Below are 13,592 nucleotides of genomic sequence, written 5' to 3' on the forward strand. Positions count from 1 at the left end.
TGCTGGACCACCCGAACGGCGGTCGGATCGGCGGTGACGCGGTCATGGTTGCGATGCGTCCGTGCCGACGAGGCGGATCCCGTCACCGAGCCTGAGCTGGAGTGGCATGGTGAGTCTCGCCGTGTTCTGGGCCACCGGAAAGCCCTCCACGCTCCACGTTATGCTCGCCGAGCAGTCGCCCGCGCGCAGGCTCATCAGGCGACCGTTGCGAATGCTCGCCTGGAGCAGGCCGACGCCGAACTCCAGGTCGATGCCGAAGCCGATGCGGGCCACGTACTGACCCTCGATGTACACGTCGACGTAGGGGGCGTGCTTTGACGTGATCGTGTGTCCGTCCAGGCGCACTATTTCGGTGCTTCCGGGTTGTTCGACGCTCCTGCGTGCGGCGAGCCCCAGCTCCCGGTACTGCAGCCAGCCGCCGAGCAGGACCGTGCCCAGTTCGATGCCGCGCAGCAGTTCGCCGCCCGCGTCGGCGACCCTGCCGTTGAGCGCGCCGCGGAAGGCCGACCCCGCTCGCTGGGGGCCGTCCTCGACCCGCTCAAGCGTGCGGTGCGTGTCGAGGGCCCGCGACAGCTCCGCCGTCGCGTTTCTCGGGTCCGGGAAGAGCAGGAGATCGGCAGTGCCCGGCTCGGTTTCGATGTGGACTGTCACGATACGACCTCTCTTAGTTCCTGGCGGCCGGGGTCCGCGAACAGTTCCACCCGAATGTCCGGCACCGGGGCGGACGGGGCCGCGCCAGGCGGCGGAGAGCCGGTCAGGCGAATCTCCAGGCGCGGGGTGGGATCGGGGTGCGGATCGCAGTGGATCGACGGCACCCGCTGGGGCTGGGTTTGGGGCGGGACCTGGGGATACGGCTTGGTTTGGGACGGTGGCCGGGACTGGGCCTGGTGCGGATCGCTTGTTCGCACGGCAGGGCGGGCCCGCAGGGTCCGGGCGACGAGGACGAGGACGAGGGCGATTGCCAGTCCCGGGAGCACGATCCCTACGAGCGCTACGGGGATCAGCGGTGAAGAGGAGCCATTGTCGGTCCCAGGGGGCTCTCCAGGGACCGTCTCGCCCGGGTTCGGCGGCTCCGTCACCGCCTTCTGCAGCGACACCGTCACGGTCGTGCCCTCGGAGACCTGGCTGCCGGCCACGGGATCCTGGCTGCTGATCGACCCCGTCTCGGGCGAATCGGGATCCACGCGGAGCACCAGGCCGACCTCCGAGAGCTGCAGCCTGGCCACTGCCGGGCCGAGTCCGATCAGCGACGGCACGGTCACCTGGGACCCCGGCCTCACTGGCGGTGGTGCAGGAGTGATGACCTCGGGCGGGGGCGGATTCGGGGAGACCAGGTCTATTCGCACGGCCGTGCCGAAGCTCACCAGTTGGCCCGCGGGCGGATCCTGGCCGGCCACCTTCCAGTCGGCGCTCGCGCTCGCCGGCCGCGGGTCCTTGCCCAGGCCAGCGGCATCAAGGACGGTTTCGGCGTCGGCGCGGGAAAGATTTCGCACATCTGGGACCTTCGGGCCGACCTCGAGGATGACCGTGTAGACGACGTTGTCCCGGGCGGCGATGCCACGGTCCGCCGAGCAGTTTTCCACCACGTAGTCGATGACGTAGGACGTCGAGGTCGGCAGGAGGGTCTGGGGAATCACCTGAATGTCGATGTCCGCGTCCGGCACGTTCAGAAGCGTGTCTCTCGCCACCTGGAGCTCCTGACGCCGTACGTCGGGTGGCTCACAGCCGCCGGGCACGGTCGGCGTGGGGGACGGTAGCACCGGGCTTGTGAACACGGCCAATGACACGGCGAGCATCGAGAGGTGGCGAAGCATCGGCTACTCCGCGGGGGGTGCGGTCATGACGCCCGGAACACGGCTGGTGCTTGACATTCGATTCACTCCCCTTGAACGAGGTCACTTACCCAGAGCAATGACGAGGAAGAAGAGCACGATCAGCACGGCCACCGCCACGACCGCCCACTTCGCTTCTCCTCCCGAACCTGCCGAGGTGGCCGGCACCGGAGGCGTGGCAGTGATCGGGGCCGGCGTCACGGCCGACTCGCCCGTCGGCCAGGGCTTCTTGATGAAGCCGTCCACGTTGACGTAGAGCCGCTCCCCGATGACCATCCTCGGCCACACCGCGGCCGCCTCTCGGAGCCGTTCCCGCACACCGGGCGGCGGCAGGGTACGGCTGCACTCGATGAGCGTGTCGGCGAGGGCCGACGGCATGACCCTTCGGAGGACCACCGGATCCGGCTGCCAGGTCTCGACCGTCTCCTGGACGCAGCGAACCACCGCCCAGGCGAACTTGTAGTGGTCCGAGGTCACGTCGAAGGCCACCCCACGCCGCTCCACCGGAAGCTTCCACTGTTCCGGGTCGACAGGAGGCATCGCGCCCTCACCCATGAGCGGCACGCAGGAGTCGCAGTCGAGGAGGTACACCTTGGGGCGCGGATCGATCGTGAAGACGGCGTTGCGCAATTGCAGATCCCCGACCGCGTACCCGTGCTGGTGCAGCCAGGTGACGGTGTCCAGCAGCTCACCGAGCACGGCCAGCTTGTACGGCGGCTCGTAGTACGCCTTCTTCACCTCGTACCGTTGCGCGATCCGCCTCGCACGGTCCGGGCTCCGGGTGAGCTCGTCGAGGTGACGCGGGGTCTCGGTCGCCTCACCCGAGCCGGAGGTCCGCTGTTCGAACATCGACCTTTCGGCGAGCCTGATCAGGATGCCCTCGGCCCTGGCGGGCGTGCCGACGACGGCGATCGGCCAGGCGCACCTCTCGTCCAGCACCGCACGCTCCTCGTCCGGGAGCTCCCTGCGCCAGCGGATCATGGAATGCAGCGCGGGGACGCGCACCTCGTCGGCGGTCTCGGACTTGTACCTCTTGAACAGGTAGGTGCGCCGGTCGGGGGCGATGCAGAGCCGCAGTCCGTCCGTCTGCCCTCCGTCGCGGAGCGCCGGCCCCTCCCCGGTGAATGTCAGCTCGCCGACGTGGACGATCATCGGAAGATCCGTCACGGCACGGCCGTATCGTGGCGTCCGGCCCAGATCGCGACCACCGTCCGGTCGTCGTCGAAGGTGGAGAGGCGGAAGTCGACCTCCCGGACGAAGTCGACCAGGCTCGGCGGGGTTCGCCAGGTCTGGGACAGCCGCTGGGCCAGCGGGGTCCGGCCGCCCGCGACGCCCGCGGCGAAGCCGTCGCTGCTGAGCACCAGCAGGTCACCCGCGCGCCACGAGAACATCTGGACCTGGATGTCGGCGAGGTCGCCCGGGATCGCCGCCGTCACGTTGTCGCCTCCTCCTTCGCCCGCCAACGCCTGCCACCGGCCGCCGGTGACGAGGATGGCCGGGGAGTCGCCGACGGCGGCGCACACGGCTTGCCCCTCTCCCTCCGAAGGGAGGACGGCCACGGTCAGAGTGGTCCCGGGTCGTGCGGAAGGGGTGCGTTCGGTATTGGTGCCCGGCCGCGGCGCGCCCAGGGACTCGGTGGTCCGCCGGACCGTGTCGGACACGTGGGCGAGCACGGATTTCCAGTCCCAGCTCTGCGGGCGTTCACCGGACCGCAACGCGGAGTCGATCCCGTCCAGCGCGGCCCTGACGGCGACCGTGGACGCGATCTCCGCGTGGCGCGCGCTGCCCAGGCCGTCGGCCACGACCGCGATGACCCAGCGCTCGTCGCCGCTGAGCCGCACGCCGTACGCGTCCTGCCGGGTCTCGCCGCGGAAGCTGTGCGTGCGGCCCCGTACCGTGGCGGCGCGCACCGTCGTGCCCTTGACCAGGCCTCCGTCGAGTGCAAGCCCGGCATCGGCCGAGGTGGTGCTCCAGGGCAGGTGCACGGCGATCCGCCTGGGCTCGGGACCGACGACCACGCGGGTGTCCTGCGTGACAACGGACCGCGGCGCGTCGGGGGGCGCCACGTGCGGCCGCCTCCCTCCACGCGCGGCGGTCGCGGGACGCCAGCCGAGGAGGTAGAGCGCGGTGAACGCTGCTGCCCCGCCCAGCAACAGGGCCAGGATCGTCTGTGCCGGAGGGAACCCGGACGACGTCGACACGTTGTCGCCCGCCCAGTCCCTCGCCACGTCGGCCGGTTTCTTCCTGTTGTTCCTCACCTCGGTGAGCAGACGGTCGACGACCTGCGGGGTGAGTACGTCCGTCACCTCCTGGAGCACCCGCTCGGCCTCAGGAGCCCTCTCGGCGACCTGGTCGCCGGCGAACACGCTCAGCGTCCGGGGAGGCAGGATGTTGTCCGGGTCTTCGAGCGGGACGAGGTCCCCCTTCTTCGAGCCGGCCGGGACGATCGCGCCTCCCGTGAAACCGGACTGTGTCAGGGCGGCGGCGTCGAAGTCCGCCTGACCGCTGACGGCGAGTCCCCGGTCGGTCAGTGCCCGGTTGAACACGCTGAACTCCGGCGGGACCAGGACAGTGACCCGGGTCGTATCGTTCTGGTACTTCTGCGCGAATTCGGCAACCGTCCGGACGTCCCGCTGCAGCGAGGGGGACACGGCAAGCACCGCGCGGCTCTGGATCGCCGTCCTGCTCACGAGCGTGTGCCCGGGGAGGGCTGTGGGGAGTCGCTGGTCGTCCGGCGTCGACGGGGCCGGCGACGCGGCCATGAGCACGTCGAGGTCGTAGTCGATGGCGACCCGTGCGTCGCCCGACTGCTTCGTGTAGTCCGCGATCTCGGCCACCTTCTTGGCGACGCCGTCGACGTCGGCCCGGTCGAGCGCGGCGGCGTAGATCTCGGCGACGAGCTGTTCACGCTCTCCCGCCCGCGCGTTGACGATGATCTGCCGTCCCGAGTCGCCGGACCCGCCGCAGCCGGCGACGGCGAACCCGATGACGAGGGTGGCGACCGCGCTGGTACGGACCCGGCCCGGTGGGCCCATCAGGAGCCTCCGCACGGGAGCCGGCGCATGCCGGCCGGAATCGGGATCACGAAGTCGGAATTCCTGATCGAGCTGCCGATGCTGTCCTGGACCGCCTGGGCTATCGCCGCTACCACCTTGACCGCCTGGATCGACTCGTCCGCGACGTACGCCAACGGGTTGTTCCGGAAGGATGTCGCCACCTGGCAGAGTGTCTGCTCGGTGACCTGGCCGAAGCCCATCGCCGTGATGTGCGGGCGGTGCGGGAACGCGGGGTCGGTCAGCCTGGCACGGGCGGGCAACCATACCTCGGCAGGCTGGCGGCCTTTTCCGACGAAGGGCTCGCCGTCGGTGATGAAGAAGACCACCGGGGCCTTGAGCTGGTACTGCCCGGCCAGGCGGGAGCAGTCGGCCTGGATGAGCTGCCGCAGGGTCAGGAACACCTGCTCGTAATTGGTCTGACCGCCCTTGGGCAGCGCGGGGATGTTGCTCGCGTCACAGGGCCGGGTGAGCGGGAGCACCACGTCGGCCCTGTCATGGAAGGCCACGATGGACACGTGCGCGGCCTCGCTCACCCCCGGATCACCGGCCTCGAGCTGAAAGAGCAGCTCCCCGACACAGTTGGAAAGGATGTCGAACGGAGTCTGCCTGCCGTCCTCGCGGGGGGCGTGCATCGAGTGGGAAACGTCGCACGTGATGTAGAAGGGAAACGCCCTTGGAAGGGCATAATTGTAGGTGGGCTCCGGAGAATGCGACACGGCGACTACTCTCCTCAAGATCGCTGACGCGGACGGCCCGAGGTGTGCGATACGGGCCCCCTCACCCCATTAGATACGCCGTGAAGGCCGCAGCATTACTCATTTTTGGGAATTAATAGCTGCGGCACGGTGACAGACTCCGACAACGCCGGTCCGCAGGGTCGGGAGCCGGCGCGGTTCGTCGTTTTTCTTCGATGATCCACTCCAGGTCGAGCGCATGATGTTTCCTCGGTGCTCCCGCGCCGGGTCAGACTCCGAGAGCGTCAATACCTGTGAAGACGACTCCCGTACCGCCTGCTCCGAGACGCCCCACCAGGCGATACGGGCCAATCTGCGGCGGATCTTCAGCGGTGAGCGGTCGGAGAGCGGCGGTTGCCGGCATTTGCTGGTTCACCGGGCTCCGTTCAGGAGGGAAAGCGCGGCGAGTGTCGGCCACTCCTGGGAAAGTTCAGAGGTGTTTTATCCCATCCGGCTCTCTCGTGTCGAGCGAGAATCATGCAACTTGCGAAAATTTGCTAGATTTGCACTATAAGTCCGAAATTAACCTATTTCGTGTATGTCTTCATGGGGCTCTACAATCCACCGGTCAAAGGGGGAGATCTTTATGTGTCCCTCGGTGCCTGCTGTCTCCCGTTGGTGAGCATCCCTGTGAACTGTTGAGGTTGTTGTAAACCAATGAGCCGAGGCGGCTGTCTTCTTGTGGCATGTGTCGTGCGGCGCACGTGGTAGAGGAGGGCGCGACGACGGAATACCGGGACACTCCCGAGGCCCTGGAGTGGCACCAGCCGATTCACGCGAGGGCGGCAGCGGGCTGAGCCGGATCGCGCATCTGGCCGGCGCCGTCACACGATCAAGCCCTCCGTGCCGCAGTTGTTCCGACGTCGCGCCCGATGCGGCACCCGGTACGAACTCCCTCCGCACGCGTCCAAGGCGACCTGTCGCGGAAAGCGGACCGCGTGACTGAGCACGCGGTCCGGGATGTGGCTCATCGCGTCATGCGGAGGCCGCGTCGGAGTGGACTCCCCGGTCAAGCAGGGCGTTGATCATCTCCTGGAGTTGGTCGCGTCCGACGGTGCCGAGTGCGCCGGTCAGGGCCTGGGCGAGCTTGTCGAACGGGTCGTCCATCGGCAACTCCTTCACTTTCTCGGCCAGTTCCTCCACGCTCCACAGCCCGTCCTTGTGGATGTGGCCGCCGAGGGACCAGCCGTGGTTGACCGTGACCGTTCCGCCCCGTACCGACAGCACCTGGCCGGTGAACGGGCAGGCTGTGCTGGCCAGGTAGGCGGCGACAGACGCGCCGGCGGCCGGGTGCAGTGGGTCGAACCGGCCCGGCGGTGGTTCCTGGCTCATACCGGGAACGGCGACGGTGAGACGGGTGCGGGCCATCGAGGGGGAGATGCAGTTGACCCGCACGCCGTATCGGCCGAGTTCGAGGGCGGCCACGGTGGTCACCGCCGCGACTCCGGCGTTGCCCGCCGCATAGGAGACCTGCGCGGGCAGCGGGTTGAGCAGCCCGGAGCCGGAGGAGGTGTTGACCACGGCGCGGTCGGTGTGGACCCCTGCCTGATACCGGTCGCGCCAGTGGCGGGCCGCCCAGTGTGTTACCGCGAAGGTGCCCTTCAGCTTGACGGCCACGACGTCGTCGAAGTCCTCCTCCGACAGGTCGGTCAGGCCCATGTTGCGTTCGATGGTCGCGTTGTTGACCACGACGTGCAGGTCGCCGAAGGACTCCAGGGCCGTCTGCACCATGTGGCGGGCGCCGTCCCAGTCGGCGACGCTGTCGGTGTTGGCCACGGCCTGTCCGCCGCGGGCAGTGATCTCTTCGACGACCTTCGCGGCCACCCCGGCGTCGCCGCCCGTGCCGTCGATGGCGACGCCGGGGTCGTTGACGACGACCTTGGCGCCTTCGGCGGCGAAGAACAGCGCCTCTTCCCGCCCGATGCCGCGCCCTGCCCCGGTGATGAGGACGACGCGTCCGTCCAGACTTCCCATGAACGATCTCCATCCACTCGCTACAGTCTATGCATCAATTCATAGTATGCATCAATGCGGAAGATGAACTAAACTGTCCTGCGTGGTGGAAAAACACGGACTGCGAGAGCGCAAGAAGCAGCGCACCCGGCAGGCACTGATCGAGGCGGCGGTGCTCCTGTTCGAGGACAAGGGCTACGACCACGTGACCGTGGCCGAGATCGCCGACGCCGCGGAGGTGTCCCCCCGTACCTTCTTCCTCCACTTCCAGGCCAAGGAGGATGTGCTCCTGGCCAATGCCGACGTGCGCGTCGATCTGGCGCTGCAGGCGATCGCCGAGCGCCGCGCCGGGGAACGGCTGCCCGAGGTGCTGGTGCGGGCGATGGACCAGATGATCGCCAACACCTGGGACAGCGACCTGCCCAGCGGGCTCGCCGCACTTCGCGCGCGGCTGGCGGCCTCGGTGCCGGCGCTACAGGCCCGGCTGCTGCAGCGTTACCTCTCCGCGCAGACCGAACTGGCCCAGGCGCTGCAGCGGGCGTTTCCCGACAGACTCGACACGATCACCGCCTCCGCCCTGGTCGGCGCGATGGTGGGCGCGATCAGCGCATCCGCACTGACCGCGCTGCAGCGCGGCGACGGTCCCAACGAGGTACGGAACGCCATGCGGCAGGCCATGGCCTTGGTGGCGCGATCCGTCACCTGACCCTGTCCATCCCAGCCGTGATTCGTTCAGAACCGCGCGATCGCCGGTGTCCGACTGCTGGGGGAAGCTCACTTCGTTGCTCCGCGTCAGGGCTCCCTCAACGGACTTGCGTGACCTGTGGAAACGCTAACTGCCCGACCTTGGGGGAAGCTCAGGACGGACAAGAGGAGGGCGCTGGGCGGCGGGGTCAGCAGGCGGTGTCGGTGGCCGGCAGTTCACCGGTGGTGAGGTAGCGGGTGACCGTGGCGTTGAGGCAGATGTTCCCGTAGTGCGGGAACGGGGCGTGGGTGTGGGCGTCGATCGTGACCAGGCGTGACCCGCGGATGCGCGCGGCCACGGCCCTGCTCACAGACGGCGGCACCGCCACGTCCCGCAGGGCCGCGACGACCAGGGCGGCCGGCGCGCGGTTGCCGTCGAGCCGCACCGGTTCGTCCTTGGCGGGCGGCCAGAACGCGCATGGGTTGATGTTGGCGTTGGCCGGGCCGAACAGCGGGTGGCGGTCCCGCTGGGAGGCGATGTCGCGCAGGTAGACACGCGGGTCACGCGGCCAGGGGGCGTCGGCGCAGCGGTAGGCGATGTTGGTGGCGGTGTGGTGGTCGGCGGGCACGCCGGGCACGCCTTCGGGCCGCGGAGGGCGGATGGGGAACGGCAGGAACGGCTCCCGTCCGGCCGCGACGGCGGCGAAGACCGCGGCGACGACGCCGAAGGTGCGCTCGTCGTAGATCCCGGCCACCAGCAGGGCACCCAGCTCGCCGACGGTCCAGGCGTGACCGCCGATGACGACGGGCGCTCGGGTGGCCCGGTCGAGGATCCCGGTGAGCGTGGCGTGCACCTGTGCGGTGGTCTCCCCCAGACCGTATTCGGAGTGCCGCCGGGCGACCCAGGCGGCGAGGGCCACCGTTCCCTTCTCGAACGCAGGGGTGCGGCCCATCTCGTAGGGCCGCCAGATCGTGTCGGCGTTCACCGGGCTGTCCAGTACGAACCGGTCCACGCGACGGGGGAACAGCGTGCCGTAGACGGTGCCGAGCAGTCCCGCGTACGAGCCGCCCAGATAGGAGATCTTCTCCTCGCCGAGGGCCGCGCGGATGAGGTCCATGTCGCGGGCGGCGTTCGCGGTGGTGGCGTGCGGCAGGGCCCAGCCGGAGGCCCGTACGCAGCCTTCGGCGTACCGCCGGGCCTCGGCGGCTTCGGCGGGGAGGCGTCCGGGGGGCGCGGGGCGTACCCAGAACCCGCCGGGCTCCTCCTCGGGCTGCCCGCAGCCGATGGGTGTGCTGCGCTCGACGAATCTCATGTCGAATCCGACCAGGTCATACCGGGCGCGGACCTCGGGGGACAGCGCCGGGGCGAGGCTGACGGGCAGCGGGACGCCCGGCCCGCCGGGGCCGCCGCCGGTGGTGAGCAAAACGCCCCGGCGCCGCGCCGGGTCGGTGGCGGGCAGCCGGGAGATGACGACGGAGATGGTGCGGCCGCGCGGGCGGCGGTGGTCGAGGGGGACGGTGACCCGTGCGCATCGCAGGTCCGGCGCGCTTACCCCGGCGCACGCCTCCCACCGCAGTCCCTTGCCCCCGGTGGCGGTACCGGGTGCGGCGACCGCGGGGGAGGTCAGGGCCGCGGCGGCGACCGGTGCGAGCGCGGCGGCCGTCACGGCACGGACGAGGCGCCCGGACCGGCCCCGCCCGCGTGCCGGGTCGGCCGGGACCGCGCTCGTGCCGTCCCCTCCCGCGTCGCGCGGCTCGGCCGGAGCGCGGCCCTTTGTGCGTGCACGTTCGCCGGTCGGGGCTTTCCTTACGAGCATGGGTCTCCCTGCCGTGAAGGGCGGTTCGCGAGCGCTGCCTCGTGGTCGCGGGCGATGCGTGAAGGGGATTACGTGGGGAGCAGGGCCAGCAGGTTGGCGGGGAAGTTCGCGAAGTCGTCAGGGCGGATGGCCCGCAGGACGGTCGCGGCGAGCACCGGGTCGTGCTGGATCATGAGGATGGCGGTGTTCGGCTGGCTGAAGAATTGCACGGTCATGGACAGCAGCTCGGTGTCACCCGAGGAGTAGACCTTGGCGGGATAGTATTTTCCGCTTCTCGACTGGTTCAGCGGCGTGTAGTACGCCTCGAACGCCGGCATGGCACCGATGTCGAAGGCGGGTTCCGGCTTGTCCGCGTTGGGATAGATGTTAATGAGTCGAGGGCCCACCATGCGCATCCTGAGGATCTGCTGCAGGCGCACCCATTCGACCACGGGAAGGTAGAACTCGACCTGGTGCCCGATCTCGTGCACCACCGTCGAGATCTCGTCCATCACCGAAAGACGCACCTTGTTGCCCACCCGTGCGGCGTTCGCCCGGTACTGCCTCACCCGGGTGCCGATCCAGAACCGGCCGGGTTCAACGGTGTCCTCGGTGACCTCGATGTTCGACACGTGCTTCTCGGGGGGCCTGCGCGACGGCTGCACGAGGGCGGCATAGATGAGCATGCCGGTCGGCGTGTCCTTGTAGAACCGCTCGACGTGCTTGTTGAAGTGCTTCTGGGTCTTGCACGCGTCGGTGACCCTGATGTTGGGCAGAGTGCCGCCCTGGGCGCCGGAGCCGACGGCGAGCTTGTTGGCGTACATGGCCTGGACCACCGCGAGGTTCTCCAGGGCCTGGATCAGCGCCGTCTTCTGGGTCGGGGTGGGATCGTTGGGTGTGTGCACCGCGTGGAGGACCTGCTCGGCGGCCTCCACCAGGGGGTCCTTGAGCGAGCCCGGCGCGTGGTTCTGGATGAGGACCTTCAGGTCGGCGGGGACGTCCGCGTGGTTCAGGTAGAGCCGCCGCTCGCACACGACGACGTACGAGTCGAAGCGCGCGCGCACCGCCGCGTTCACCCGCGTGTTCTCGTCCTCGTTGGCGACGATGTTGTTGGCCCTCGCGTAGGAGGTGGTCGCTCTGATGGCGACCATGGACACGTAGGACAAGACCGAGCACCCGCCGACCAGGGGCGAGCACGCGTGCATCGCCGCGTCGACGTGGTTGTTCAGGACCGTCAGTGCGGGCCCGGCGAGCGTGTCGAGCTGGGGGTCCGCGACCGCCGCGCAGAAATCCGTGACCGCGGCGGTGCACACCGCGTTCTGCGTGATCCCGGCCTCCTTGACGTGGTCTTCCAGGCGCGTCAGCAGCAGCTGGAAGACGGTCGGCGCGATCGCGTCCGGGTCGCAGTTCGTGTTGGAACGGTCCCCGCGCATGCCGCTGTCGGGGGAAGGTTGGGCGGGAAACATGGTGGACCCTTTCGGGAGGGGGCGGTGGTGAGCCGGGGATCAGATCATCGCCAAAAACGGAAATGATATTTCAGCGGAAAGGGTGACTTGTGAAGCTTAAGCCGATCGCGTCGGCTCGACAATTGGCCTCCACGGTTTGTCCGTATTCTGGCTTTTAATCAGAAAATTGCATTTAATGCCACCTTGAAGCTTTTGGGGGGATGAGGTTCTTCCACGTCACGCCCGGCTCTCAAGCATGTCCTCGAAAAGCGGGTGGCATCTCCACATCGCCCTCGCCGAGGGAGGGGCACAGAGAAAGGTCCGTTCGCCGCGAAGAACGCGGGACGAAGCCGCGCGGGCGATGTCGCATGCGGCTTTCGCCTGTGGTGCGGACCTGACTGAAAGTTTCAGCCTTGACGTGCGCGGATGCCTGCCCGCGCTCCGGGCGCTGGTCGGCTCGCTCTGCCCGGTTTTATGGTGACGATCCCGAACCTCCGGCCTCTTGCGAGAGGGACACCATGGAACTCAGCGTTCGTCGTCCTGCCCAGGTTCTGCGCCTCGCCCTCGTCGTCGCCCTGGCGTTGACCGTCGGCGCGGTGCTGTTCGCTCCCGCCGCGCTCGCCGCCACCTTTCGCTCGGCCACCTCCTCGGGCTGGGGCCCCAGCCCGGCGGCGGGGAAAAGCGCCGCGGAGAACAACGCCCGCGCCGAGTTGAACCAGCAGGCCGCCGCGGCGGGCGAGGTCTGCTCGGGCGTGTCCGTCACCACCAGGCACCTCTACACCGCGCCCGACGGTTCGGCGTGGATCTACGAGGCGACCGCGTCGGGCAACTGCGAGGTCCCCTCGTCCACGCCGCCGTCGTACACCGTGCCGCGCACCGAGACCCAGCAGGCCGGTGGCGCGAGCCCGTCCGCCGCCATCGCGAACGGCTCGCAGGCCGCCCGCGCGGCACTCCTGGCGGCGGGCCAGGCGTGCACGGGCTACAGCACGACGTCGTCGCTGGTCTACTCCGCGCCCGGCGGCGCGTGGTGGATCTACAACGTCACCGTCTCGGCCACCTGCACCCACTGACCGGCGGTTCCCGCCACGGCTCGGCCTTCGCCCGGTGGTGGATGGCCGGGCCGTGGTGGATGGGGGCGGTGGCCCCATCCACCACGTGCGCGCGCTTCGCGCTGCCACGCCCGCCCGCTGCCTGATCCCTACCGCCGGTAAAGGTTTCCCTCTCCGAGAGCGCTGTGTATTGACCGGATAACCACACATAAGCATAATCTCCGTCATGCAAGCACAAATTTCCACAGAAGTGGGCAGGCATGCTGCCCGCTGAGCGGCACGCGCGGATCGGGGAGGCGCTGCGTACCTCCCGTGTCGTCAGCACCGACGACCTCGCGCAGGAGCTCGGCGTGTCGGCGGAGACGATCCGCCGCGACTTCGTGGTGCTTGAGCGCCAGGGCAGGCTGTCCCGCGTCCACGGGGGCGCGACGATCGCGCTCGGGCAGGTCGGTGGCGAGGAGGCCCCGTTCGCCGAGCGCACCGGGACCGCCGCGGACGCGAAGGCCCGCATCGGACGTGCCGCCGCCGCCCTGGTGCGTCCCGGCCAGACCGTGGTGATCGACGTGGGGACCACCGCCGTCCAGGTGGCGCGGGCACTGTCACTGGACTTCACCGGGATCGTGGCCACCTGTTCCCTGCTGGTCGCCGCCGAGCTCTCCGAGCGGCCCGGCATCGAGGTTCTCGTCTGCGGAGGCCGGTTGCGGACCGGAGACCTCGCGCTCTCCGGTCCGGTGGCCCAGACGTTCTTCACGGACCTGAACCCGGACATCGCGTTCCTCGGGTCGGGGGGCGTCGACGCCGCGGCCGGTCTGACCGACTACCACCTGGATGAGATCGCGGTGCGAAAGATCATCCTCAGGAACGCGGCGCGCTCGTACGTGCTGGCCGACTCCGGCAAGTTCGGCCTGGTCGCCCGGCACCGGGTCGCCGAGGTGGGCGAGTTCACCGGCCTCGTCACCGAGGCGGAACCACCGTCCGCCATCCAGGACACGTTCACCCGCAAAGGCGGGGTGATCGTGCTTTCTTGAACGTTCCCGACCGTT

The 13,592-nt window shown here is 69.1% G+C and carries 11 protein-coding genes; 3 read left to right on the forward strand and 8 right to left on the reverse strand.

What is annotated here, in order from left to right; all coding sequences use genetic code 11:
* Positions 1–42: 42 nt before the first annotated feature.
* The 6 genes from ACFY3V_RS17575 to ACFY3V_RS17600 form a co-directional block, all read right to left on the reverse strand.
* Positions 43–651, reverse strand: coding sequence for a hypothetical protein (locus ACFY3V_RS17575; RefSeq protein ID WP_389774371.1), 609 nt, complete (start codon positions 649–651; stop codon positions 43–45).
* Complete coding sequence (locus ACFY3V_RS17580) at positions 648–1,664, reverse strand: PASTA domain-containing protein (protein ID WP_389774374.1); 1,017 nt, start codon at positions 1,662–1,664, stop codon at positions 648–650. Before ACFY3V_RS17580 ends, ACFY3V_RS17575 begins: the two co-directional genes overlap by 4 nt.
* A gap of 231 nt (positions 1,665–1,895) precedes the next feature.
* Positions 1,896–2,999, reverse strand: a complete 1,104-nt coding sequence (locus ACFY3V_RS17585) for a hypothetical protein (RefSeq protein WP_362900427.1) — start codon at positions 2,997–2,999, stop codon at positions 1,896–1,898.
* Entirely contained in the window at positions 2,996–4,867 is a 1,872-nt protein-coding gene (locus tag ACFY3V_RS17590) for a protein phosphatase 2C domain-containing protein (RefSeq protein ID WP_389774379.1), read from the reverse strand. The genes ACFY3V_RS17585 and ACFY3V_RS17590 overlap by 4 nt, the downstream gene beginning before the upstream one ends.
* A complete protein-coding gene (locus ACFY3V_RS17595) occupies positions 4,867–5,604 on the reverse strand; it encodes a VWA domain-containing protein (protein ID WP_389774383.1) in 738 nt (245 codons plus the stop codon). The genes ACFY3V_RS17590 and ACFY3V_RS17595 overlap by 1 nt, the downstream gene beginning before the upstream one ends.
* Before the next feature lie 993 nt (positions 5,605–6,597).
* Positions 6,598–7,596: an SDR family NAD(P)-dependent oxidoreductase gene (locus ACFY3V_RS17600; RefSeq protein ID WP_362900421.1), complete on the reverse strand. Its 999-nt coding sequence runs from the start codon at positions 7,594–7,596 to the stop codon at positions 6,598–6,600.
* Between the two features lie 82 nt (positions 7,597–7,678).
* On the opposite strand from ACFY3V_RS17600, the gene ACFY3V_RS17605 reads away from it, so the two are divergent.
* Entirely contained in the window at positions 7,679–8,281 is a 603-nt protein-coding gene (locus tag ACFY3V_RS17605; protein WP_362900419.1) for a helix-turn-helix domain-containing protein, read from the forward strand.
* Positions 8,282–8,468: 187 nt separating this feature from the next.
* On the opposite strand, the gene ACFY3V_RS17610 is transcribed toward ACFY3V_RS17605, so the two are convergent.
* Both ACFY3V_RS17610 and ACFY3V_RS17615 read right to left on the reverse strand, forming a co-directional pair.
* On the reverse strand, positions 8,469–10,076 hold the full coding sequence (locus ACFY3V_RS17610; protein WP_362900417.1) for an alpha/beta fold hydrolase: 1,608 nt from the start codon (positions 10,074–10,076) through the stop codon (positions 8,469–8,471).
* A 68-nt stretch (positions 10,077–10,144) separates the two neighbouring features.
* Complete coding sequence (locus ACFY3V_RS17615) at positions 10,145–11,521, reverse strand: hypothetical protein (RefSeq protein WP_389774388.1); 1,377 nt, start codon at positions 11,519–11,521, stop codon at positions 10,145–10,147.
* A gap of 497 nt (positions 11,522–12,018) precedes the next feature.
* Between ACFY3V_RS17615 and ACFY3V_RS17620 the strand changes: the two genes are divergently transcribed.
* Both ACFY3V_RS17620 and ACFY3V_RS17625 read left to right on the forward strand, forming a co-directional pair.
* The gene (locus ACFY3V_RS17620) at positions 12,019–12,570 is read left to right on the forward strand and encodes a hypothetical protein (protein WP_362900413.1); all 552 of its coding nucleotides are present in this window, start codon (positions 12,019–12,021) and stop codon (positions 12,568–12,570) included.
* Between the two features lie 239 nt (positions 12,571–12,809).
* Positions 12,810–13,577 (forward strand): DeoR/GlpR family DNA-binding transcription regulator, encoded by a 768-nt coding sequence (locus ACFY3V_RS17625; RefSeq protein WP_362900411.1) that lies wholly within the window; start codon positions 12,810–12,812, stop codon positions 13,575–13,577.
* The last annotated feature ends 15 nt before the right edge of the window (positions 13,578–13,592 follow it).

The organism is Streptosporangium sp. NPDC000095 (genome assembly GCF_042899335.1).
Lineage (GTDB): Bacteria > Actinomycetota > Actinomycetes > Streptosporangiales > Streptosporangiaceae > Streptosporangium.

Bases quoted from the DNA above. Each gene is read 5' to 3' on its own strand.
- ACFY3V_RS17590 (WP_389774379.1), bottom strand. From the start codon at position 4,867: ATGGGCCCACCGGGCCGGGTCCGTACCAGCGCGGTCGCCACCCTCGTC.
- ACFY3V_RS17600 (WP_362900421.1), bottom strand. From the start codon at position 7,596: ATGGGAAGTCTGGACGGACGCGTCGTCCTCATCACCGGGGCAGGGCGC.
- ACFY3V_RS17610 (WP_362900417.1), bottom strand. From the start codon at position 10,076: ATGCTCGTAAGGAAAGCCCCGACCGGCGAACGTGCACGCACAAAGGGC.
- ACFY3V_RS17615 (WP_389774388.1), bottom strand. From the start codon at position 11,521: ATGTTTCCCGCCCAACCTTCCCCCGACAGCGGCATGCGCGGGGACCGT.
- ACFY3V_RS17620 (WP_362900413.1), top strand. From the start codon at position 12,019: ATGGAACTCAGCGTTCGTCGTCCTGCCCAGGTTCTGCGCCTCGCCCTC.
- ACFY3V_RS17625 (WP_362900411.1), top strand. From the start codon at position 12,810: ATGCTGCCCGCTGAGCGGCACGCGCGGATCGGGGAGGCGCTGCGTACC.